Below are 23082 nucleotides of genomic sequence, written 5' to 3' on the forward strand. Positions count from 1 at the left end.
ACTGAGTGTACTCCTACGGAAAAGTAACCTACGCGCAGCTTCTCGTAGAAAAGTATTGGTTATTTCCCTCTGCTTGTTCTGAAATGTGCATGATGTGCATGAATATGATGATGAGTGGTTCTGAGTTCATGGGACACACTTGTATGCTCTGTGCTGAAATGTGCGATCGCTGTGCGATGTCTTGTGAAATGATGAGCGATGATGCGAAAATGATGCAATGTGCTGCTGCTTGCCGCAAGTGTGCAGAGTCTCGTAGAAGTATGCAGATGATGTCCGCATAAATTACTTTAACTAGCAGAAGTTTCTCTGCAACCTAATATTCAAGCGCTCAGACTCTTTGGGTCTGGGCGCTTGAAGTAATATTATGTTGAAGAATTTCTCGCATCTTGTGTATCTCTGCGTTTATTCCATCAAAATCAAGCGCTGAGGATCTAAACGCACATACCAAGGAAAAGGTTGGTCTTTCATAATCGCCCATTTTTCTTTAAAGACTTCAGCTTGCAGATGGTAGTCTTGAAAGTTCTTGCCAACAGAATTTAGTTTGAGAAACAACGTCATTCGATGGGGCGTTTCACTTGTTCGTATTACCCAGCAAGGAAAAGTATTTTCCTGGGATGAGTCGTTGGTAAAAATAAACTGATGGGCACGAATGCCGATGTGGGATAATTCGCTCTTGATTGGTTCAATTATTTGAAGGGTACAATCCCAATCAATTGCTTCTACTTGTTGCGATGATTGGAGAACAACGCGGGAAAAGTTTTTACATCCGGTAAGTTGGGCAACACTAACGGTAGCAGGATGCTTAAAAATATCATGTTTGCTGCCATAATGAACGGCTCTACCATGCTCCAATACCAACAGATTTGGGCATATCCGATAAGCTTCTTCCATATTATGAGTGACAAATAGAGTCACACCTTGATAGCCAGCAAGAGTCTCTGTCATTTGCTGCTCCAATTGACTACGCAAATGGGTGTCAAGTGCCGAGAACGGCTCATCTAAAAGCAATGCTTCCGGTTGACTTGCTAATGCTCTTGCCAAAGCTACCCGTTGTTGTTGGCCTCCAGAAAGTTGGTGCGGATAGCGATCGCCTAATCCCTGCAACTGCATTGCTATTAGTTGCTGTTCTACCTGCACTTTAATACTCCCAGCCGATAGTCCTTTAGGCAAACCAAAAGCGATGTTTTGCGCCACACTCATGTGTGGAAACAGAGCGTAATTCTGCACTAAAAAACCGATCCGGCGATCGCGGCTGGGTAAATTAATTTCTTGCTCTGAGTCAAACAAAACTCTGTCATTTAAAACTATCCGCCCTCTTGTCGGCGTTTCTATCCCTGCAAGGCAGCGCAAAATCATGCTCTTACCTGCTCCAGAACCCCCTAACAATCCCAAAGGTTGCTCATCAGCAGTAAAAGCAACTTTTAAATCAAAGCTTGGAAGTATTTTTTCAATGTTGACTAACAATCCACCAGATTCAAAGCTAGATTGCGGAGTATAAAGATTTTCTCCTCCTGCTTCCCCTGCTCCCTGCTCCCTGCCCCCTGCTCCCCTCCTCTTTTCCCTCAATTCTTGCCAGAAATTAACCCCAATAATTCCAGATAGAGAAATCACCATAATAGCGATCGCCCAAAACCACGCTTCGTCCATTGCTCCCGCTTCCACCGCAAAATAAATCGCCATTGGGATTGTCTGCGTTTGTCCGGGAATATTACCAGCCAGCATCAACGTTGCGCCGAATTCTCCCAAAGCACGGGCAAAAGCGAGCATTGTGGCGGCTGCAATGCCGGGTAATGCTAAGGGTAAACTAATGCGCCAAAAGATTGTGGTTTCAGTTGCACCAAGGGTTCTAGCTACTCGCAGCAGGTTACCGTCTATTTGTTCAAAGGCTCCAAGTGCAGTTTTATACATTAATGGCAAAGAAACTACCGTGGCTGCGATCGCGGCACCATACCAAGTAAAGACGATGCTGAAGTCAAAAGCCTGCATCAGTTTCCCTACAGGGCCATTTTTTCCAAAAAATAGCAGCAACAAGAAACCGACAACCGTGGGGGGCAAAATCAGTGGCGCAATAAAGATACTCTCAATCAACGATTTACCTTTGCCACGATATCCCAGCATCCAGTAGGCAGCAGCGATACCCAAAAAGAAGGTGATAAATGTAGCAAGTAATGAAGTTTTGAGTGATATCCAAAGAGGCGATAAATCTAATGGCATAGTTGTCTGGGAAAGAATTAGCTCAACTAATCCATAATTTACCAACTTTAGTTAAAATATGTTCGTAAAAGTTGGTATATTACATTTATGGAAAAATAAAAGCACAACAATGTTGTGCTCCCGTAGTTCCTTTGTATTCAGCTAATTGTTACAACAAGATACTTACTTAGTCCAGTTTTGTGCTGTAGGCGCTAAAACCATAAGCTAAAGTTTCCTTTAGACTATCTGATGGCTTAAGGCTCCTATTGATCGCATTAGCAAATGGCACTGGAATTCCTTTAATGGTTTCCGGCAAAATTGCATATTCTTGCGTTGGTTCGACAGTATATTGTGGACACTTCGTTTGTATGCCAGCAGTTGCTAACATTTCATTTATTTCAGCAGATGTATATTGCTTAAGATAAACTGGATTTCTCACAAATGGATTCAGCCTTCTGATAAAATTATGAATAATATGAGAAGGACAAGACTTGTTGTGGAAAGAATGATTAAAAACGAAAATTCCACCAGGTTTTAGCACACGAGATATATCAGCCAACAAATTTCTTAATTGTGCATCTGGGATATGCATAAAGACGCAGTTAGAAATTACCAAATCTATAGAATTATCTTCTAAAGGCAATATTTCGGCAGAAGTGCAAATCAAGTTAAATTCAGCTTCTGGAAAAAAATCATATTCTTGTTTAACCTTAATTAACCGCCGCAACAAAGGTTCAGAAATATCAATTCCATAATATTTTTCGCATCTCAGATTTTTGGCTTTAGAGAGATGCAAAGGTGCGCGACCATAACCAGAACCAATCTCCAGAATAGAGCCAACAGACTTATTCAAGGGAAATTTGTTCCAAGTCCCTCCAGGTGTGCCAGTTAATAGAGTGTAATCTTGTTTGATGGGCGATGTATCTGCAATTTTTTCGATCTTTTGGGAACCATAATATGTTTTACCAATCGCATCCCATGTTTTTTTATGTTGAGTATTATTCAATTGCTCATAGTCACTAGGAAAATAAATGCCATCTCGTAATTCAAAGTCATTCAAACTGAATTTTACATTTGCTAATTGAGCCATTAGAATTATTCCTTATGAATAGTTGAGTTTGTTTCCTGTTATACTCTTAACTCAGCATTAACCGCAAGTGAGTTTTACTGACCTGCTCCACTTTAGCCTTTCTATAAAGTCTATAACTGTTTTCAATCCGATGGAATATAGTTCGGAGGGCGCACAGATATCGTATTGCATCCAAACAAAAACCACTCTAATAGCAACCGTCATCTGATGAGAGCGTCAAGTTCGTATACATTAGTTGATAGACTGCAACAATCGGAGGCTGGGATGGTAGAAGGGTCACAACAAAAACGGGTGGTAGTTGTAGGTGCAGGTTGGGCTGGTTTAGGAGCAACCTACCATTTGGCAAAACAAGGCTATGATGTGACACTTCTAGAAGCAGGCCCCTATCCCGGTGGACTGGTAGCAGGTTGGCAAACAGGCGCAGGAAAATCTGTTGAAGCTGGCATTCATGGCTTTTGGTATCCTTACAAAAATATTTTTTCCCTAATCAATGAATTAGGAATTAATCCTTTTACTACTTGGACTCGTTCTTCGCAATATTCGCCAGCAGGCTTGGAAGTTGAATCACCAATTTTTCAAGACTTACCGCGACTTCCTTCTCCACTAGGAACTTTTCTCTACACGCAGTTTAAGCGGCTGCCACTAATTGACCGTCTCAGTGCCTTGCCTTTACTTTATGCTGTTATTGATTTTGACAATTCTGATGAAGCTTGGCGGCGCTATGACTTTGTAACTGCTCGTGAATTGTTTAAAAATTTTAACGTTTCTGCACGGCTTTACCGCGATGCTTTTGAACCAATGTTATTAGTAGGCTTGTTTGCCCCTGGTGAACAATGTTCAGCCGCAGCAACTTTAGGGATGCTTTACTTTTTTATTCTGGCTCATCAACCAGATTTTGATGTAGTTTGGTGCCGGGGAACTGTTGGAGAAATGATATTTCGTCCTTGGGTGGAACGTATTGAAAAAGCTGGTGCGCGAGTGTTACCTAAGCGCCGGGTTACAGACTTAATTGTTGATAGTAATCATCGGGCAAAGGGTGTAGTTTGCGGTGATGAAGTAATTGAAGCAGATGCCGTGATTTTTGCAGTTGGGATCACGGGGATGAAGAAAATTGTCTCAACTAGCCCTAGTTTACAAAGCCGTGAAGAATTCCGTAATTTGAGCAATTTAGGATCAATTGATGTTTTAGCAACGCGATTATGGTTTGACCGCAAAATTGATATTCCTCGTCCTTCCAATGCTTGCTTTGGATTTGACGCAACTACAGGTTGGACATTTTTTGATTTGAATGCTCTACATGATGAATATCGAGATGAGCCAGGAACAGTGATTGAAGCTGATTTTTATCACGCAAATCAGTTTCTCAATTTGAGTGATGAGGAGATTTTACCAATATTTCAGGGTTATTTAGCAACTTGTGTACCGGCGTTTCGAGGAGCAAAGATCATTGATAGCAGTGTAATTCGGCTACCTCAAGCGGTGACTCACTTTGCACCTGGTAGTTACCGTTATATGTTGCCCGCTAAAACAAGTTTTGAGAATGTGTTTATGAGTGGGGATTGGATTGTGAACCGTCATGGTTCCTGGTCACAAGAAAAAGCTTATGTTACTGGTTTAGAAGCGGCAAACTTGGTGGTGTCTTATTTAGGAGAAGGTCAGCCATCTGAGATTTTAGCCGTAGAAGAGGATGAAGCGCATATCCAAGTGGCGCGATCGCTCAATCAAACTTTGCGTGACTTGGGCAAACCTATCCTACCTGAATTTTGGTTGCCGTAATCCGTAGGGGCGCAAAGAGTTAATCATTAATTGTAATTTAAATTCGGTAAGCTAAAGAAAGCTATTGCCATACCATCCTTGTAATGTAAATCAAATCACATAAGCTTATGGAGCCAGACTCTTTACAAACCGAGGTGATTCTGACGCATCCGCGTGAGTCACTCGGTAAAGTGCAACTTGATTGGACACCCCAACCCGGAAATTATCTCGATTTTGAAGGTAAAACTTATGCGGTTTTAGAACGTCGCCATCGATACCAACTTAAAGCAGGGCGCTACCGCTTGCATAATATTGCCATTTACGTGCAGTCGGCTAAACGACCATCTGAGAAAAGTTTAGTAGGTGGACGTTGGGTAGTTGGCGATGCCACCTGCTCCTATAATGCTCATTCAGAACTCATTCGCTGTGCAGTCAACCCAGATGGCCCTTGCGAATCTTGCCGTTTTTATGAAAAAGTAGAAGCCATTTAATTTTAGATTTTAGATTTTTCCTCTAATCCAAAATTCAAAATCTAAAATTGCTAATCCCTCAACTACCCGCGCCAAAAACTTCTCCCACAGTTAAGCGGGTACCATTAACAAAATCCCATCCCGACTGGGGACGTTTACCAGCTAGCTGAACCTCTCGCAACAGTAACAAACCTTCCCCAGTCTGGACGATCGCTCCAATTCCTTTGGCAATGCTGACTACAACTCCCGGTCTGTCTGATACATTTGACAAATCGGGCAATTTATGAGTTAATTCTTGTAATTCTGGTGGGAGATCGCGTAGACGCGGAGCGGCTTGTCGCCAGACATCGCTTACAGAATTAAGGGGAGCAGAAGCGGTGATTTTTAGCAGGTTGTTACGAAAGGTAGCGGTGCAGTTAGGGTAAAAGCCTCTAATTTGATTGTGTAATTGGATAGCGCTTTTTGACCAATCCAAACCATAATCTTGTTTTTGAATCAGAGGTGCATAAGTCGCTTCCAAATTATCTTGGGGAATTGGTTGAATTTCTTGGCGTTCCAACTTCAATAGAGTTTCCACCAACAAATCCCCACCGATCCCAGCTAGTCTTTCGGCTAAATCTTGAGTATTATCCAGTAATCCAATGGCTGTAGTGGCTATTTGTAGCATTGGCCCGGTATCCATCCCCACATCCATTAACATTGTCGTGATCCCCGTTTTTTTCTCACCGTTGTACAAGCACCACTGAATCGGCGCTGCACCCCGATATTTGGGTAAAATCGAGCCATGCACATTAATGCAGCCCAATTTTGGCATATTCAATATTTTTGACGATAATATCTGTCCATAGGCGACAACAACAAACACATCTGCGTCTGATTGTTTGAGTTGGGTTAAAGTTTCGGTGTCTTTTTTCACCCGTTCCGGTTGCCATACTGGTAAGTTGTGAGCAGTTGCGATCGCTTTTACTGGTGAGGGGATCAGTTTGTTTCCGCGTTCCCGGCGTTTATCTGGTTGAGTAACAACTGCCAACACCTCAAATTCTGAATGATTCAATAACTTTTCTAACGTGGGCACAGCAAACTGTGGTGTACCAAAGAATACAATTTTCATTAATAATTAGTTGTTAACTGTTAGTGATTAATTAATGGTAAATAATATTGGCTGTTTGGTGGTACAATGTTTTCGTATTGGTGAACCAAAAGACTGCAAGATTTAACTTAATAGTTAAGTTGACAAGTATAAAAGCTAGTATTAACTGCATCTACCTTTAGTGATCCCAATAGTTTAGTGGTGTATCGTCACGAACCGCTAGAGCATCTACCGAGTAAATTTTGTTGTGTTCCTGATAATTTCACCCAAACTAGCGTTAAATGCAATTGTATTTCTAAAAAACTATTGCATCTTATAGCTATTTTTGCAGTAGTTGAGATTGCAATTTATAACTTTGGGTTGCTGACAGCAGTATTTTCTGAGTATGATGTGTTATGCATCCGCTTTAAAAGCTTTTCACGTTTACCATTATGAGGGTTTGCCCTCTAATATTAGTGTGTAACCTGGCTTGTTTGTAGTGTACTAGCGATCGCTAGTACGATCCCCAATAGCCGATTTATCTCACTCTTGGTTACCAGCGTTATTGGCTAAACTATACGCTGAATATCCCTTGACTAATACCTGTTTTCGGTGTGTTTAGGTGTAGCAACAGCAACATTACATATTCTGTAGTAATTACTGAGTTTTCAGCATATTTACTATACTCGCATATTTTTGTACAAAAACATCCAATACCTAAGAAAGAAGGGGTGTAAAGATGATACTTAATTTGTGTAAAACTCTGCAAAATTTGAATAAAATATATCGTCAAAGTTCTTAGTTTCTTGTTATACATATAATTACCGCCTGCCCCATTGCTGCATAGGTATTGCTTCTCACATAGCAACCGCCCCCCTCTAGAGATTCTACAAATGCTTAAACTCCTTTTGCTGTCAGGATGGTTCCGCACGCAACCATTGATCAATTACGTTGTCGTTGTGATGCTAATCGCACCCTTGCTAGGCGCATCGGCTCACTCGTTCCCAGTAAAATCCGAAGTAGCTAAACTAACTTCAATGACTGGAGATTCTGATGTATCAAAGGAAACAGCTGTAGTTGGGGAACCTGAGATAGCTGAAATACTAACCACAGAGCAAACTTACTTCTTAACAGAAAAATTTGACTCTGTGCCAACACAAAGTACTGGTGTTCAGGAACCGCAAGTATTACCAGCAGAGAAAATTGAGTCTTTAGCTCAAATAGATAGTTTTGTGTCAAGTAGCGATTTAACTGTTCCTGATTCTTTGGCAGCAATTGAACTCGCACCATTAACAGATGTTCCTGTTAGTCAGCTTAATTTAATCCGAAAACTTAAAGCTGCTAATATCAAGTCTTTGAAAGGACAAGAAAATTCTTTCCTCAAAGAAAAATTTTTTACTGAATCATTGACAGCAACTCAAGTAACACCAACTCTTAGAAAATCACAACCAACCACAACGACGGAAGTACCTGTTTCTGAACCACGTGATGAGTCCCAAGCAGAACAAATAGATCCTATAGGTAGTCCTCATCCTATTCCTTGGAAATGGATTACAGCGACTCAAGAGGCGATTGGTTCCAAAGGCGGTTCAGGAGTGCGTCACTACCGTAGCGTACCGGTGGTTTCTCCAGATGGTAAATATGCTGTTTATAGCCGGGTGCAACTGGAAGTAAAACCAGAAATGTACAACAGCCGTGTTACCAGCGTTCTGTTTGTCCAAGATATGCACACCAAGAAGTTGTGGGTGATGGCTTCAACGACTCCTGTTAGCGATCCTTTATTAAAGCTAAAGGCTTTAAAGGCGGCGGCATCAGAAGAAACTGATACGAGTGGTAAAATTGGGGTATTAGTTCCAGTTAGCTGGTCGCAAAAAGGCGATCGCTTCTTGGCACGTAAATTTGAAGGTATATTTAATGCAGGCGATTCTACAGATAGTGCAGTAATTTGGGATCGGCAAAAAAATCACGCTAATATAGTTGCTCCAGCTAATCAAGAAGATGAGCATGAGAAAATTGCCGTATTGTTAGGTTGGAGTAAAAGCCAACCAGACCATGCGCTGTTCCGTGCAGGTGAATTGGGCGAGGAAAACTGGCCATTAATGCAAGTTGCTAATGATGGTAAAACTATCCCTATAACAGACGATGATCAACCGATTACTTTTGGTAAAAAGGTTACGGAAATTTGGGCAGGCCCACAAGTTGCTTATCGATAATTTAGGGAAAGAAAATTTTCTAATCTCCCTTTGTTTTGTGAGCCGCATTTGTCGTCAGTAAGGCTTAGGACAGTGACCGACTAGGTTACTCCTAAGTCTTTCCAAGCCGCGTTGTAGCATCTAGCATCACTTTAGCAACCACGAGCAAAACTCCAGTCGGCACTGCTAGAGTATAAAATACTTTAATAGCATCTCCCAAGTTAGATTGAGCAGGTGCAGTAGTTCCAATAAAAGTGTTTCGAGGGTTGGTGCGATCGTACCAAACCTTTACTATTTGTCCCTTGCCAAATTGAGGATCTCTGGGACACTTTCTACGCCTTGAATCTTGACAAGGACGGCGTTTTATAACGCAAGGCCCACTTTGTTCTTCATACTGCTGACCTTGAACCGTAAATCGAATTACCGGACAGCTCAGTTTTTTACCTTCTGGCTCAGACTCCGTAAAGGTAAAGGTTTCTCGACGAACTACAGTTGCGGAGGTAGATTCCCATTGAATACGTGGCTGGGTTAAAACTGACCAAGTTGACAATCCAGTGATTGTAACAACCATCACCCCTAAAAGAATAGCCAGCCCGATAAAAATCGAAGCAGATACAAGCAAAGTGATACGAAAAAAGATGATTTTAACCCGTGACATACAAGGCTAAACATAGTATCGATAATACCTATATGTAAGTATGCCCAAATCAAATACTGTGTTATCTCAACTCATTTGACGTAGAATCACTTTTTTATAAAAACTTTTATTAATTCAAAAGTTGGGATGATTTGTCGTAATTGGCGATAATTTCACTACATCCTAAATAAAAATACTTCAGATTAAAACTATAGAGACTTATTTATCACCCCTTTCCCATTCAGGTATAGCTCCTTTGACTCGGCGGATGGGCAAATTAGCAATTAAAGCTGTGGTTCGTTGGTTGCTTTCTAAAGAGAACTCCAAGCCCTCCGTCTCAATTTCGACATAGCGACAGACTACATCTAAGATTTCTTTCCGCATTTTTTCCAATGTTTGAGGATCTAAATCAGCGCGATCATGAGCAATCACCAATTGCAGGCGACGTTTGACTTGAGTTCGACTGCTATCAGTACCGCGAGAAAAAAGTCGTTCTAGAAGTTCAATCATTACGAATAGGTCTGGCGCGGAGACTGGAAAAGTAAGTTAAACAATCTTTGTCCTGAACAACCTTCGTATACGGGCGAAGATGCTGTCTTGGGACGAGTCGATCTCCAGAAATTCGACACTTTCCCCTTCTAATCTACGAGCAATGTTCTCAAAGGCTGTGGCAGCTAAAGAGGGATTTTCTGCTAACACTAAGGGTTCGCCGCGATTGGTAGATACAATAACACGCTCGTCGTCAGGGATTACCCCGATTAGGGGAATGGCGAGAAGTTCCTGAACATCTTGCACTGACATCATATCATTTGCCTGCACCATTGAGGGTCTGATGCGGTTAATTATTAAATGAACACGCTTGATACCTTGTGCCTCAAGTAACCCCACTACCCGATCGGCGTCACGAACTGAGGAAATTTCTGGTGTGCTGATAACTAGCGCTTCTTTTGCCGGGCCGATTGCATTTTTAAACCCATTTTCAATGCCGGCGGGGCTATCGATGATCACGTACTGATACTTTTGCGCCAATGCATTCACCAATAACTTCATCTGTTCAGGTGTGACTGCATCTTTAGAGCGATTTTGGGCTGCCGGCAAAAGTACGAGATTGGGTTGCCGCTTATCTTTCACCAAGGCTTGTTCTAAGCGGCACTCTCTGGCTAAGACTTCCACCGCAGTATAGACGATGCGGTTTTCTAGCCCTAGCAGCAAATCCAAATTTCTCAGACCAAAATCCGCATCAACCAAGGCAACTTGACGCCCCATTTTGGCTAAAGCCATGCCCAGATTTGCCGAAACTGTGGTTTTACCCACTCCTCCTTTGCCGGAGGTAATCACAATAATGCGAGTCATGATAGAAATACGGTCAATAAGGGTTCAGAAAATATAAAACAGTAAATTGCAGTATAAAGTATGAAGTATCGTATCAAGTATGAAGAAATATCTGATCTTCCTCATCAGGGCGAGGCATAAATATTTGTATTATTTCATCCTTATCTACTTCATCCTTTAAGTAAATATTTATGGCTCTTGATTGCTTTAGGTAAATTGGTTTCTGGAAAAATCAGTAGCCCTAGCAATGCGAATTCCTTGGGGCGTAATATGTGCCACCTCTGGAAAAAACTGTATTGGCAATTTTTCTGGTGCCCTAGCGACAGCATCTGCGATCCGCAATTGGGTTGGTTCCATTTGCAAAGCCATAATCAGACACTCACGATTGCCTCCAGCACCAGCATGAGCGATTCCACGTAGGCGACCCCAGATGATAATATCTCCATCTGCAATTACAATACCACCTGGATTTAAATCTCCCAATAGAATTACTGTTCCAGGATGACGAATTTCAACTCCAGAGCGGACTGTCATTTCCAAATAGAGAGCGTCTTCTTGGGGTATGGCTGTAGGTTTTGGCTCGGAATTCAGGGAAGTTACGGGCTGCAATTGTTCTACAGAATACCCAGATGTGACGGCAGCGATCGCAGTTTGCCGACGACTAGTCGAGACTGATATGAGCCTAAGTTGTACTTCATTCAAAGCCTCAGCGAGTTCTTGGAGTTGTCTGGCATCTACTAGACGGTCTTGTGCCATCAGATGCACAGGAGTATTAGATATACGGAAGCGATCGCCTGCATTCAAACGTTGTCTTATTTGTTGCCAAATTTCAGACCAAGTGAGTTCTGAGGCAGATACTTGGGATTCCGGGGGCAAAATTAATAAAAGTCGTCCCTCCTTACTTTTTAACTGGACTTGAGTATTGTCATTTACGCGATGTCCTGGTAATGCTGACTCATTAGGGTTTGAATCAGTAAGGATAAAATCTAATGCTGTATCAGCATTTGACTCTACATTTGGGTTAGCAGGATTTGACTCTACATTTGGGTTAGCAGGATTTGACTCTACATTTGGGTTAGCAAGATTTGACTCTACATTTGAGTTAGCAAGATTTGACTTTACATCCTCAAGGACAGTATTTGATTTTAAATAAAGGAGGACAGATTTTAACTCCGCATCCGGGAGGATAGAATCTGACTCTACATCAGAAACAGTAGGATTTACCTCTACCTCAGAAAGGATAGAGTTTGGTTCTGCATTAGGAAGTGCAGAATTTGACTTTAGATCGGGAACCGCAGAATCAGAAGTCATGCATTACTAGCCAAAAGACAAAGGATACACAGATTTTGGATTTGTATTACCCACAAGGGCTGAAAGCGCGTAGCAAGAAGTTAGTTTGGCATGAAGCAAAAGATTATTTAATCTCAAATCTTAAATCTCAAATTGGCAGGGTCAACCTCTGATAAACTGTCGCCAAGGCATCAGCATCGCCGACATTACCGGGAAACAGCACCACAGGTAAATCAGGAAACTGGGGATGATCGGAAGGCGTTAACACCATTGAACAACCAGCTAAAATTTGACCGAGTAAACGGGCTGAAGTTAAAGCTAGTCCATTACTCAAGACATCATTAGAGGTAATGCCACCCTTGCTGATTAAGAATCCTATATCAGATGGTAAACCGCGTACAATATCCATCAATAAACCTGAAACTTTTGTCCCAAACTCCAATCGTGTGTTGACATCTTTAAAATTCAGTTCCTGACGGCTAGTATAAACCACTGGTGTTTTGCCAGCCTTGTGTGCCGCCCGTGTACTTTCTTTGATTTCAGTTAGTAGTGCCGCAGATTGATTTGCATCATCAAGTAATCGCGCTACATTCACTTCGATTCCCACTGTTCCTTCTACTCGTAACAGTGCTTCTAACTGCTGAGTAGTCTTTTTCACATGGGAACCAACAATTACCGCACCTGGTTTGCCTTGCCGCACGTACTGGGCCATGTTTTCGGCGGCAATGGGTTGGGGTGGTAAAGCGGCTAAAGCTGTTAAAATACTTGCTGCACTGCGAAACAAAAAGCGTTTCCCTTGACTTGCTGCGGCTAATATGTCTACTGCAAAGCAGTTGAGATCATCTTGAGTTTCACCATCTACAACACCGCACTTATTACCACTCAGTTGTAACAAGCGTTCCAAACTACCAGCGCGAATATCAGCTAGGAGAAACCTTTCTACAGCTTCGGCACTAATTCGTCCTTGAGTCTTTTCTTCAACGTACTTGGGTAAGTAACTGTGATGGTAGCTGAAGACTGAATCACGGGCAAATTCGGTTTCATGCACTGGGGTGGGTACACCACCGATAATTAGATAATGAACACTGTCGCGGGTGATGCGTCCACCCTCAAAAAATGCTGGTACGAGAAAATGAGCATCAAAAGGGCCGAGTTCTTGTGCGATCGCATCAGTTTCAATGGGATAATGTCCCCGCAAAGTAGAATCAGAACGGCTGACAATCAAAAAATCGTCAATTCCTTCAGCATTCAAAGCGATTTTCAAGTTCTGGCAAACTTCTGTGGTGACAGATGCAGCTGACTCTGGCGTTAGCGATCTAGTATTAGTCAGCACAAAGAAAATCGGCGAATCATCCTGCAACCCGATGCGTAAAGTGTCCACATCCCAGTGCATTAGCAGCAAGCAGCTGTGGACTGTCTGAGAACCTGTAGGGTCATCATCCAGGACAATTATTTTTGGTTTGTTGCTCATTTTAAGTCAACGGGGAGATTGTTTTTTGAAAAAGTATTGGCGACTACACAAGTAAAGTCCACCTCCGTGGACTAATCAAAATCAAGGGTTTTCTAACCTGCGGAGGCAAGTTTTGTCTGTGTAGCTGCGACTTCTAGCCCAAGCTTTTACAAACATCCACTCAGCCTTTCTGCAATTTTCTGATTTCTGCTTGCACATCGATCGCAATTTGCAATGATTGATTTAGCAGTTGAGCATATTCGCCTGCTTGACTACTAACTTGTAAAGCTTGCAGACTGGCTAAATTATTCACAAATAACTCTTGGTTATTAGCAAGCAATTTTTTATTATCCCGCAAAATTCGTTCCGTTTTCAGAGCGCGGACTAAATCTTCTCTAATTAGTTGCAGGGCGGCGGTTACTTTATCTCGGTCATGAATACTGCTTTCTACGTTTCCTGATGCTGCCAATTGGTCATTAATATCTATGGCAGCAACTAGGTCATGATATTTATCAACTTCATCTAAAAGTATTGTCAGCCCTTCAGGACAGGTCAACTGCCGCCAGAGCCATCGCCCCACTAATATCGGCATTGGCACTAAAATTAGTAAAAGAATTCCAAGTCTAATTGAAGAACCAATTATCGGCAGAATAATAAAAGCGTAAATAAAGCCCACAATTATTGGCGTTAGCGCCAGCGTCACCAGCATTTCATTGATCAAGAACCCTAATCGCTTCTTGCTGTCTCGCAAAACAGAGGGGCGAAAAACGTCTTCTGGATCGAACCCAGTCAAACGTCTCAGTTCCCCCTTACTAATTTCCAAGCCTATTAAGTCCGGCTGCACGGCTGGATAACTCCTATGGAAGCCCAAGTTGCGTATTTATTTTAATCGGGTTTGGTAGATAAGCAATGGATGGTTACGTATAGTTATGATAAAAAGCAGATTGCGGAATACGATTAGATAAAGCTAAAAAGCATTTACACTTATTTCCTGCTTTCTTTTGGATACAATGCAGTACTTATGTAGGCGATCGCGTTTAAGCGCATACTAATTTGAGTAGTATGACCGCAGAACGCATAAAACTAAATTATCGACCGCAAGCTGCCAATACAGCATTGATGCCGATAGTTATTTGTTTTCCCGGTTGCAAAAACTCTCACTTGAACAACGCATAAAAATGTTCGCGGCTCATGAACGTGCGGTAAAAAAAAACTTTGCCTTGCAGAAATTAAATCACAACATTGCAATGCTTCCGAGAAGGAAATTCGTTGTATATTTGCGTGTGCTTTGTTGGCAGAAAAATTTTCTCCAATTAAACTTTTATTATTTGTATTTATTATAAACTGTGTGTTTTATACACCAATTATGCTTCAGGTTTTGAATATTCAAAATTTCCTCTAACTCTTCACCAAAAGAAAAATACCTTCGGTAACATCATCATAATAAGAAAGTTGAGTTACCCCACGCGCTCCACCAGAAATCACCTGCATTCTATAAATAACTTCTAAGCTCTACTTTACCCAGCAATGGGCTTAGTGCTTTACTGTGTGGGAATCTTCAGCTGGTATTCCAGGTTTAGGTCGTAGCTTTGAACTGAACTACTAATGATACATACTTAGTATCCATCATGCCAAGGTTATGGATTTTAGTTAAAGTGCAATAGCGAAAATATTCCTTAAGTCTAAATTAAAGCTTACTGAAAGAATGAGGTTTTAATTTACCAAGTCATTGAGAATATACGGTATCTCATTTCTGAACCTCCAAATTCTCAGCCCTATAAATTGATAATTACTAAGGGAAAAGAAAATGGCTAAAACTAAAGCAACAGACATTCTTTTATTAATTGAAGCAGAACATCGCCAAGTTGAGAAACTTTTTGCAGAAGCAGAAAAAGCTAAGGGCGCAAAATTGCTTGAACAATTCAATCAAATCTATATAGCATTGAACTTACACGCTAGAACTGAAGAATTAGTCTTCTATCCAGCTATGCGAGAACACGAAGAAACTGAACAATATATTGAAGAAGCTGAAGAAGAACATGAAGAAGTTTCAGTGATTTTAGAAGAGATTAAGGTGCTTAAACCTACTGATCCTGAGTTTAAAGAAAAAATGAGCGAATTGAAAGAATCAGTTGAGCATCATGTAGAAGAAGAAGAAAGCGAGATTTTTAATGCTGTTCGCGAATGTATGAGTGAGAAAGAGCTAACTGAATTGGGTCAGGAATTTCAGGAAGCGAAAGCTAAATTGGTACCCGATATAGAAGCTGCATTAGCAATGTAACAATGCACTTTTGCTAAGTGTTTCATCAGCAGTTAGGCATAATTTGCACGTAATTAGTGCATGAAAATTACACAAGTATTCCTTCATCGGAGAGTAGAAAAATGACTACTACAAATGGCAACCGCAAAATTCGCTACGCTGTCGTTGGTTTAGGTTGGTTTGCCCAAGAAGCTGCTTTACCTTCCTTTGCCAACACCGAAAACTCAGAACTAGTGGCACTAGTTTCAGATGACGCCACTAAAAACGAAGAACTGAGCAAAAAGTATGGGATTGAGCATACTTACTCTTACGAGGAGTATGAGGACTGTTTAGCAAGTGGCGAGATTGATGCAGTGTATATTGCGTTGCCGAATCACTTGCATTGTGACTACACTGTGCGGGCTGCTAATCAGGCAATTCATGTGTTATGTGAAAAGCCGATGGCAATAACTGAACAAGAGTGTGAGGCAATGATTAAAGCTGCCAATGACAACAATGTAAAGCTGATGATTGCCTACCGCTTACATTTAGAACAAGCCAATTTACAAGCAGTTGAAATTGTCCGCTCAAAGCAAATTGGTGAACCACGGATTTTCAACTCGATTTTTACTCAGCAAGTAGAAGAGGGCAATATTCGCTTACGAGATGTAACAGGTGGTGGCACGCTTTATGATATTGGCATCTACTGCATTAATGCTGCACGTTATCTATTTCAAGATGAACCAATTGAAGTATTTGCTGTAGCTGCCAATAAGGGAGAACAACGCTTCAGCGAAGTGGAAGAAATGGCTAGCGTTATCTTGCGTTTCCCCAATGAGCGATTAGCAACATTTACCTGTAGCTTCGGAGCTGCAAGTGTTTCAACCTATCAGATTGTAGGTACTCAAGGCGATTTACGAGTAAAACCTGCTTATCCTTGGCAGGGAGAACTGAAGCATTACCTGACAATTAATGGTGAAACTCAAGAGCGTACCTTTGAGGATCATGATCAACTAGCAGCTGAATTTACGTACTTCTCTGATTGTATTCTCGAAGATAGAGACCCAGAACCATCTGGGACGGAAGGACTGATTGATGTTGCTATCATTCAAGCACTTTACCAGTCAATTGAAACGGGGAAACCTGTGCAGATCGAAACTCGCGATGCCTACGGCGGTAAACTACGCCATCAACGTCCTACATCGGAGCAAACTATTGAACGTCCTCCTAGTGACGAGAAGCCAGACTTGATTCATGCTGCTGCACCTTCTGGGCAGTCGTAAATTTGGTTGAAGAAGATGTTTAAATGCTCTGCATGGGGATGCTTCATGTGTGCTGCTGACTCAATGTCTGACTGGAAACAGCAGCCCCTAATTAGTCATTCCCATGCAGAGCATAGGAACAAAAGAACAATGGGGAAATCTAGCTTTTTTTAGTTTGCTTGCTATATGTATTAAGCTTCTTATTGTAATATCGAAGACATTTAGTAGTAGTTATATTGTAGCGATCGCTCAACGAGAAAAGGCAGCAATTTCAATGGCTGTTCCAGTGAAATTGCTGTCAACAATGATTTATCTGTCCTGTGAACAACTAAGTATAAAATCTTAAGGATAAAGACCTCTGTCAGTCAGCGCCTGAGCCACTCTACCCACCCCTAAAGTGTAAGCTGCTAATCGCATAGAAATTTGGCGTACCTCAGACTGATGAATCACCCGATGGTAAGCTTGTACCATCAAATGCTCCATTTCGCGGTTAACCCGTTCCTCATCCCAAAATACGTAGGAAAGACCCTGCACCCACTCCAAATAACTGACTACCACACCGCCAGCATTCGCCAAGATGTCGGGTAGCACTGTCACACCCCGCGCTTCTAAGGACAAGCTAGCCTCAAGAGTAACTGGCCCATTAGCCGCTTCGGCGACAATTTGCGCTTGCACTTGATTCGCATTTTCTTCAGTGATTTGGTTTTCCAAAGCGGCTGGAATCAAGACATCGCAGGGCAAAGCTAATAAATCTGCATTGCTAATTGGTACAGATTGCGGGAAACCCATAATACTCTTGCGATTTTCAGCAGCATAGACTTTCAACTTGGGAATATCAAGACCAACTTCGGAAAATATTCCTCCAGTACCAGTTGAAACAGCAATAACTTTCGCGCCTGCAAGATGTAGTAATTCTGCTGCGGCACTACCAACGTTACCGAAACCCTGAATAGCTACTCGCACTCCTGCTAAGGATTTACCTTGCTGTGCCAGCGCCTCACGAACAATAATCATCACGCCACGTCCGGTTGCCATTTCCCGTCCTAGCGAACCACCAATAGAAACTGGTTTCCCAGTTACAATTCCTGGTACAGCATGACCAACATTCACAGAGTAAGTGTCCATCATCCAAGCCATCTCACGGGACGAAGTACCCATATCTGGGGCAGGAATATCTACAGCAGGCCCAATATCTTTAATCAACTCGCTGATATAACGGCGGGTGATTCGCTCTAATTCGCCAACACTGTAGCGTTTCGGATCTATGGGAATGCCACCCTTCCCACCACCGTAAGGTATACCTAACAAAGCACATTTCCACGTCATCAGCATTGCGAGAGCGGATACTTCGCGCAATGTCACAGCCGGATGGTAACGGGTTCCACCCTTGTAGGGGCCTAAAACATCGGAGTGCTGCACCCGGTGTCCAGCAAGAACCTGTATTTCTCCATTATCTAATTTCACGGGGATGGAAACCGTGACAACCTTACGCGGATGGCTAAGAATTTCCAGCAAACCTTGATTTAAATTTAATTCTTTAGCTGCCGCTTCTAAGTAGCTACAGGCTTGATCAAATGGGCATATATGCGCTGGAGAAGCTGGTTCTGGCAGCAACAGCGATTTTGAAATCATAGAATTTTCTCCTAATCACGGTATCTTTACGAACCGGATATCATCTGTATTTAGCTTATCCTTTTTTTGAGGAAAATAGGAGTTTTGTAGTTTTTGTTACAGTTTTATATTTTATATCCTGCTATTGCTGCGAAAGCAGAGTGTTTATAGATCAAAAACAAATACTTAACTAAAACTTATATCTGATGTCGGATAGTTAAACTTACAAATTTTTACCTTGCTAGTGCGATCGCTGCATTCTGTCCCCCAAAGCCAAAACTGCAACATAGTACCTGCCTAATTTTGCTTAGACGTGCTGCTGTAACGATGTTTAAATCAAATTCTGGCTGCTGAAATCCTACACAAGGTGGTAAAATTTGATGCTTTAAGGCCATGAGAGAAAAAGCCACACCTAAAGCTCCAGATGCTCCTAATGTGTGGCCTGAGCTTCCCTTGGTGGAACTAACTGCCACGCCTTGGGGAAACAAACGCTGGATTACCATGCTCTCCATCTGATCATTTAGCTGGGTAGCTGTGCCATGAGCATGAATGTAATCAATATCTCCTGGTGAGAGACAACTACGTTCTAGACATTGTTTAATGGCAGCGATCGCACTTTTCCCTTCAGGTTCTGGTGAATTACTATGATATGCGTCGTTGGTTAAGCCAAAACCGAGAATTTCACCATAAACTTTTGCTTGACGCTGTTTTGCCAACTCTGCTGATTCCAAGACAAACACAGCTGCGCCTTCGCCTAACACTAAGCCTTCCCGGTGCAAATCAAAGGGATAAGCCCCAGTTTTTGCCAAAGCACCCATCTGCTGAAATCCAGCTAAAGTTAGGGGTGTAATTGGTGCTTCCACTGCGCCAGCGATCGCCTGTTGACATTGCCCAGTTTGTATCAGCAAAGCTGCTTGAGCAATAGACCAAATCCCGGTTGCACAAGCTGCCATCGGTGCCAAAACTATCCCAGATGCACCGATTTGTCTTGCAGCTGCGATCGCATTCATGTGAGGTAATGTATCTAGCCAATTTCCAAAAGAGGACACAGGTAAATTTGCCGCGTCTTTATACATTTGCCGCGCCAGCGTTTCCCAAGACGCTTGATAAGAGCGACTCGATCCAATAACTACAGCACAATCAGCTGCTGAAACTAATCCAGAATCTTGTAAAGCAGAAGAAACAACCATCTGAGTCAACATTGTTAACTCAGATGGTTTTTGACCAATTAAACCTAGAGGAAGTGGTGAAAGTTCTGGAAATGGTTGATGCAACCGAATTCCAGATTTACCTGCAATCAAATTTTGCCAACTATCCTCTAAGTTTCCACCCAAGGCGGAAACTAGACCAATACCAGTGACAACAACCTTTACCAATTTAGGAGTTAACAGTTAGGAGTTAGTAGTTATTTTCCCCCTGCTCCCTGCCCCCTACCCTCTTCCTCCTACTGCCCTGGTGTTTTCAGATTTTCAGCACCTTGAGTGACTTTAGCAGACTCAATGCGATCGCCTTGCTGAATTTTGTTGACTACATCAAAACCTTGAGTGACATTGCCAAACACGGCGTAGTTACCATCCAAGAAAGCTAGATCCGCCAAAGCAAAGTAAAACTGGGCAGAAGCGGAGTCTGGTGATTGCGATCGCGCCATCGCTACTGCACCCTGTTTATGAGGCAATATGACGGGTTGAGCAGTAGCATCAAACGGTTTGTTGTAAGTGGGAGTATCTGAACCTTTCGCCTTAACTTCTAAAGGTATATAGCGAGCATTTCCCGTTTTTGGGTCAATATAGCTACCGGTTCCCAGGCTATTTGCTGAAACTTTCGGGTCTTTGCTTTGGGGATCGCCCCCTTGAACTACAAACGGTTGGGGTTCGCGTACAACTCGATGGAAAGCTAAACCATCGTAAACACCCTTTTGCACTAAATCTACGAAGTTACCAGCTGTAATGGGGGCATTAGTGCCGTCTACTTCGATAGTAATTGGCGAACCTTTAACCGTTAGCACCACAGTAGCTTTGCCTTCAAGACGTGGTAAATCACTGATTCCAGGAATATCACTACTAGTTTGAGATACAGATGTTGCTTCAGTAGTCGTTTGGGTGCTTGACTCGCTTGTGTCCGAGGTAGCTGTCGAGGTTGGAGAAGAGGTATTAGAACCTACTTGCTGTGTTGAACATCCTCCCAACATCAAAGCACTGATAATCACAAGAGAAAGCAAAAATTGTGAAATTTTTAAACGCATTGCCAATTACTGATTTAACCAGAGTATCTTATCGTTAGTTATTGGTCATTGGTCATTAGTCTTGAGTTCTTCTCTTCCAACGCCCCATGCTCCATGCCCAATTAATTAAAGTCCTTCTAGTGACACTCCCAAAAAGCGGGCTAATTTTGCGCCTTCTGTTTCCAACTCTGTTAAAGATAACGGTTGTCCAATCCGTGTTAAGGGTATATCTCGCCGGCCCTTAATGCGTAGATACAGGGCGCGAAGGGGATTAAGCCCTTCTTTGACGGTTATTCGTACAGACTGCACATCTTCTATGCGACCGTCAATCTCAATTCGGCGGTTTTTGCCAGGAAATCCCCAACGGAATATTTTGATTGTGCCAGTTTCCTGATTAAATTCGTTGTAACCGCCTCCCACGTCCCATAAAATCACTAGCCACAGGTATGTGGCTAATAACAAGCCAGCAGTACCATATAACCCCATCACCAATCCTTGGGGGACAAATACCAGTTTAGTTGGATCGGAAACTATGAGTAAATTAACTTTTAAATAACTGGATATCCCAGCCAATAAAAAGCCGCTTGCTCCCAAGGTAACGATAGTTGCCCAGCTGTAGTTACTAAACCGACGAGAACCGAGAACATTTTGATGCAGTAGGCGATCGCCTTTGTTAATCGTTGTTGATACCGTCATTGAACTACCATTGCCCCGTGAGATACTCGCTGTGACATACAAAGCACACTGAATGCTCTTGAGTAGATTGGTGGCTCTCTGTACCAATCCGGCTATTGCTTAGGAGGCACTGAGAGCTATGTTTTAAGTCCACAGGATACTTTACCGCAGACGATGAATTTTTTACCCTGTACTCCACAAATTTTACTGTTCCGGATGATACTGGCTTACTTGCACTATGGGACAAACCACTTAGGCTATTTGTATTAGTCAAGATGTGCCAACTTCCTTTCCCCTTATCCAAAGTTTCACATATTTTCCAGAGGTGTATCAATGGGTGTGGCGGCGAAGTAACCATCCACATTTTACCAAATATTGCTGACAAAAACTCAACTGCGCTCCTCGCTGTTGCCGCTACCCATATAATAATTTCTTAGGGCACGTTATATTATTTGTTCACTTAATGACGGATAAAAATTCTTTCTCTCCTGCCCTTTAACCTCTGCTCCCCTCTCCCTGCCTCTTTTTGACCTCTTGGGAATGAGTTACCTGCCTACATCCATCTGCACTAATTTTTTTTACATTTCTGAGAAAAGTTGTGTCAAATTGTAAAATTTCTGATATTCATATTATTTATAAGGTTCGTGTTTCATACCTGATTTGCTTTTGTGTATCAGGCAAAAACCGTTACTAGTGTGATAAGTTAAGAATCATTAAGTTACCACAAGCTAGATTACTAGCCGATGGTACGTGTAATGGCATAAAGAAAGAGAAATGCTGATTTCACTGGTCAGCAAACTCTGAGAATCTCATTTGCTTTCACGCTGTTGAGATTGTCAAAAAAAAACGTTAATTCCTCACGGCAGTCGGTTACACTGGCTCTCCGCACTGTCTTAGAAACGTTGCAATTTTAGTAAAAAAAGAGGATTTTAGTCCGATGACCATCGCAGTTGGACGTGCCCCCAGTAGAGGGTGGTTTGACGTTCTAGACGACTGGCTCAAGCGCGATCGCTTCGTATTCGTAGGTTGGTCAGGAATACTATTGTTCCCCTGCGCCTTCCTAGCACTAGGCGGTTGGCTAACTGGCACCACCTTCGTCACCTCTTGGTACACCCACGGGTTAGCCTCCTCCTACCTAGAAGGCTGTAACTTCCTAACAGTGGCAGTATCCACCCCCGCCGACAGCATGGGACATTCCCTGTTGCTGTTGTGGGGGCCAGAAGCTCAAGGTAACCTCACCCGTTGGTTTCAATTGGGTGGGTTGTGGCCATTCGTTGCCCTACACGGAGCCTTCGGTTTAATTGGCTTCATGTTGCGCCAATTTGAGATTGCGCGTTTAGTAGGTATCCGTCCTTACAACGCTCTCGCCTTCTCCGCTCCTATTGCAGTATTTGTCAGTGTATTCCTGATGTACCCCTTGGGACAATCAAGCTGGTTCTTTGCACCCAGCTTTGGCGTAGCTGCAATTTTCCGGTTCCTGCTATTCCTGCAAGGTTTCCACAACTGGACACTCAACCCCTTCCACATGATGGGTGTTGCTGGTGTATTAGGTGGTGCTTTGTTGTGTGCCATTCACGGAGCCACAGTCGAAAATAC

Annotated in this window: 18 protein-coding genes and 2 pseudogenes; 7 read left to right on the plus strand and 13 right to left on the minus strand. The window is 42.4% G+C overall.

Translation table 11 applies throughout. From position 1 onward, the window contains the following. Window positions 1–74: 74 nt before the first annotated feature. Window positions 75–281, plus strand: a pseudogene (locus tag H6G26_RS24335) (four-helix bundle copper-binding protein); the annotation flags it as partial. A 121-nt stretch (window positions 282–402) separates the two neighbouring features. Here the strand turns inward: H6G26_RS24335 and modB are convergent. After that, complete coding sequence (gene modB / locus H6G26_RS24340; RefSeq protein ID WP_190731983.1) at window positions 403–2214, minus strand: molybdate ABC transporter permease subunit; 1812 nt, start codon at window positions 2212–2214, stop codon at window positions 403–405. 166 nt (window positions 2215–2380) lie between these two features. Then, complete coding sequence (locus H6G26_RS24345) at window positions 2381–3283, minus strand: class I SAM-dependent methyltransferase (protein WP_190731985.1); 903 nt, start codon at window positions 3281–3283, stop codon at window positions 2381–2383. A gap of 264 nt (window positions 3284–3547) precedes the next feature. On the opposite strand from H6G26_RS24345, the gene H6G26_RS24350 reads away from it, so the two are divergent. Both H6G26_RS24350 and H6G26_RS24355 read left to right on the plus strand, forming a co-directional pair. Continuing rightward, entirely contained in the window at window positions 3548–5059 is a 1512-nt protein-coding gene (locus tag H6G26_RS24350) for an FAD-dependent oxidoreductase (RefSeq protein WP_190731987.1), read from the plus strand. A 107-nt stretch (window positions 5060–5166) separates the two neighbouring features. Next, on the plus strand, window positions 5167–5529 hold the full coding sequence (locus H6G26_RS24355) for a DUF6464 family protein (RefSeq protein ID WP_190731989.1): 363 nt from the start codon (window positions 5167–5169) through the stop codon (window positions 5527–5529). A gap of 58 nt (window positions 5530–5587) precedes the next feature. Here the strand turns inward: H6G26_RS24355 and fmt are convergent, their stop codons facing one another. Further along, the gene (gene fmt / locus H6G26_RS24360) at window positions 5588–6619 is read right to left on the minus strand and encodes a methionyl-tRNA formyltransferase (protein WP_190731990.1); all 1032 of its coding nucleotides are present in this window, start codon (window positions 6617–6619) and stop codon (window positions 5588–5590) included. 851 nt (window positions 6620–7470) lie between these two features. On the opposite strand from fmt, the gene H6G26_RS24365 reads away from it, so the two are divergent. Further along, a complete protein-coding gene (locus H6G26_RS24365) occupies window positions 7471–8790 on the plus strand; it encodes a hypothetical protein (protein WP_190731993.1) in 1320 nt (439 codons plus the stop codon). Between the two features lie 91 nt (window positions 8791–8881). Here H6G26_RS24365 and H6G26_RS24370 read toward each other — a convergent pair whose 3' ends face one another. The 6 genes from H6G26_RS24370 to H6G26_RS24395 form a co-directional block, all read right to left on the minus strand. Beyond that, window positions 8882–9427 carry a DUF3592 domain-containing protein gene (locus H6G26_RS24370; RefSeq protein ID WP_190731995.1) on the minus strand — a complete coding sequence of 182 codons (546 nt, stop codon included), beginning with the start codon at window positions 9425–9427 and terminating at the stop codon, window positions 8882–8884. 198 nt (window positions 9428–9625) lie between these two features. Then, window positions 9626–9916, minus strand: a complete 291-nt coding sequence (gene minE / locus H6G26_RS24375) for a cell division topological specificity factor MinE (RefSeq protein WP_190731996.1) — start codon at window positions 9914–9916, stop codon at window positions 9626–9628. Window positions 9917–9952: 36 nt separating this feature from the next. Then, window positions 9953–10759 (minus strand): septum site-determining protein MinD, encoded by an 807-nt coding sequence (gene minD / locus H6G26_RS24380; protein WP_190731998.1) that lies wholly within the window; start codon window positions 10757–10759, stop codon window positions 9953–9955. Between the two features lie 186 nt (window positions 10760–10945). Beyond that, window positions 10946–12049: a septum site-determining protein MinC gene (gene minC, locus H6G26_RS24385; protein WP_190732000.1), complete on the minus strand. Its 1104-nt coding sequence runs from the start codon at window positions 12047–12049 to the stop codon at window positions 10946–10948. A gap of 127 nt (window positions 12050–12176) precedes the next feature. Next, the gene (locus H6G26_RS24390; RefSeq protein WP_190732001.1) at window positions 12177–13499 is read right to left on the minus strand and encodes a four-carbon acid sugar kinase family protein; all 1323 of its coding nucleotides are present in this window, start codon (window positions 13497–13499) and stop codon (window positions 12177–12179) included. A gap of 160 nt (window positions 13500–13659) precedes the next feature. Further along, window positions 13660–14322, minus strand: a complete 663-nt coding sequence (locus H6G26_RS24395; protein ID WP_190732003.1) for a hypothetical protein — start codon at window positions 14320–14322, stop codon at window positions 13660–13662. A 963-nt stretch (window positions 14323–15285) separates the two neighbouring features. On the opposite strand from H6G26_RS24395, the gene H6G26_RS24400 reads away from it, so the two are divergent. After that, complete coding sequence (locus H6G26_RS24400) at window positions 15286–15759, plus strand: hemerythrin domain-containing protein (RefSeq protein WP_190732010.1); 474 nt, start codon at window positions 15286–15288, stop codon at window positions 15757–15759. Window positions 15760–15860: 101 nt separating this feature from the next. Further along, window positions 15861–17000 carry a Gfo/Idh/MocA family oxidoreductase gene (locus H6G26_RS24405; protein WP_190732012.1) on the plus strand — a complete coding sequence of 380 codons (1140 nt, stop codon included), beginning with the start codon at window positions 15861–15863 and terminating at the stop codon, window positions 16998–17000. 321 nt (window positions 17001–17321) lie between these two features. On the opposite strand, the gene H6G26_RS24410 is transcribed toward H6G26_RS24405, so the two are convergent. The 4 genes from H6G26_RS24410 to H6G26_RS24425 all read right to left on the minus strand — a co-directional run bounded on the left by H6G26_RS24410 (window position 17322) and on the right by H6G26_RS24425 (window position 21507). Then, window positions 17322–18611 carry a Glu/Leu/Phe/Val dehydrogenase gene (locus H6G26_RS24410; RefSeq protein WP_190732014.1) on the minus strand — a complete coding sequence of 430 codons (1290 nt, stop codon included), beginning with the start codon at window positions 18609–18611 and terminating at the stop codon, window positions 17322–17324. A gap of 212 nt (window positions 18612–18823) precedes the next feature. Next, window positions 18824–19966, minus strand: a complete 1143-nt coding sequence (locus tag H6G26_RS24415) for a beta-ketoacyl-ACP synthase (protein ID WP_190732016.1) — start codon at window positions 19964–19966, stop codon at window positions 18824–18826. Window positions 19967–20034: 68 nt separating this feature from the next. Next, complete coding sequence (locus tag H6G26_RS24420; RefSeq protein WP_190732018.1) at window positions 20035–20832, minus strand: peptidylprolyl isomerase; 798 nt, start codon at window positions 20830–20832, stop codon at window positions 20035–20037. A 105-nt stretch (window positions 20833–20937) separates the two neighbouring features. Beyond that, on the minus strand, window positions 20938–21507 hold the full coding sequence (locus H6G26_RS24425) for a photosystem I assembly protein Ycf4 (protein ID WP_190732020.1): 570 nt from the start codon (window positions 21505–21507) through the stop codon (window positions 20938–20940). 916 nt (window positions 21508–22423) lie between these two features. Between H6G26_RS24425 and H6G26_RS24430 the strand changes: the two are divergent. After that, window positions 22424–23082, plus strand: a pseudogene (locus tag H6G26_RS24430) (photosystem II D2 protein (photosystem q(a) protein)); the annotation flags it as partial.

Origin of the sequence: Nostoc sp. FACHB-888, assembly GCF_014696655.1 — a bacterium.
Classification (GTDB): Bacteria; Cyanobacteriota; Cyanobacteriia; order Cyanobacteriales; family Nostocaceae; genus Nostoc.

Bases quoted from the DNA above. Each gene is read 5' to 3' on its own strand.
- modB (WP_190731983.1), bottom strand. From the start codon at position 2,214: ATGCCATTAGATTTATCGCCTCTTTGGATATCACTCAAAACTTCATTA.
- H6G26_RS24345 (WP_190731985.1), bottom strand. From the start codon at position 3,283: ATGGCTCAATTAGCAAATGTAAAATTCAGTTTGAATGACTTTGAATTA.
- H6G26_RS24350 (WP_190731987.1), top strand. From the start codon at position 3,548: ATGGTAGAAGGGTCACAACAAAAACGGGTGGTAGTTGTAGGTGCAGGT.
- H6G26_RS24355 (WP_190731989.1), top strand. From the start codon at position 5,167: ATGGAGCCAGACTCTTTACAAACCGAGGTGATTCTGACGCATCCGCGT.
- fmt (WP_190731990.1), bottom strand. From the start codon at position 6,619: ATGAAAATTGTATTCTTTGGTACACCACAGTTTGCTGTGCCCACGTTA.
- H6G26_RS24365 (WP_190731993.1), top strand. From the start codon at position 7,471: ATGCTTAAACTCCTTTTGCTGTCAGGATGGTTCCGCACGCAACCATTG.
- H6G26_RS24370 (WP_190731995.1), bottom strand. From the start codon at position 9,427: ATGTCACGGGTTAAAATCATCTTTTTTCGTATCACTTTGCTTGTATCT.
- minE (WP_190731996.1), bottom strand. From the start codon at position 9,916: ATGATTGAACTTCTAGAACGACTTTTTTCTCGCGGTACTGATAGCAGT.
- minD (WP_190731998.1), bottom strand. From the start codon at position 10,759: ATGACTCGCATTATTGTGATTACCTCCGGCAAAGGAGGAGTGGGTAAA.
- minC (WP_190732000.1), bottom strand. From the start codon at position 12,049: ATGACTTCTGATTCTGCGGTTCCCGATCTAAAGTCAAATTCTGCACTT.
- H6G26_RS24390 (WP_190732001.1), bottom strand. From the start codon at position 13,499: ATGAGCAACAAACCAAAAATAATTGTCCTGGATGATGACCCTACAGGT.
- H6G26_RS24400 (WP_190732010.1), top strand. From the start codon at position 15,286: ATGGCTAAAACTAAAGCAACAGACATTCTTTTATTAATTGAAGCAGAA.
- H6G26_RS24405 (WP_190732012.1), top strand. From the start codon at position 15,861: ATGACTACTACAAATGGCAACCGCAAAATTCGCTACGCTGTCGTTGGT.
- H6G26_RS24410 (WP_190732014.1), bottom strand. From the start codon at position 18,611: ATGATTTCAAAATCGCTGTTGCTGCCAGAACCAGCTTCTCCAGCGCAT.
- H6G26_RS24420 (WP_190732018.1), bottom strand. From the start codon at position 20,832: ATGCGTTTAAAAATTTCACAATTTTTGCTTTCTCTTGTGATTATCAGT.
- H6G26_RS24425 (WP_190732020.1), bottom strand. From the start codon at position 21,507: ATGACGGTATCAACAACGATTAACAAAGGCGATCGCCTACTGCATCAA.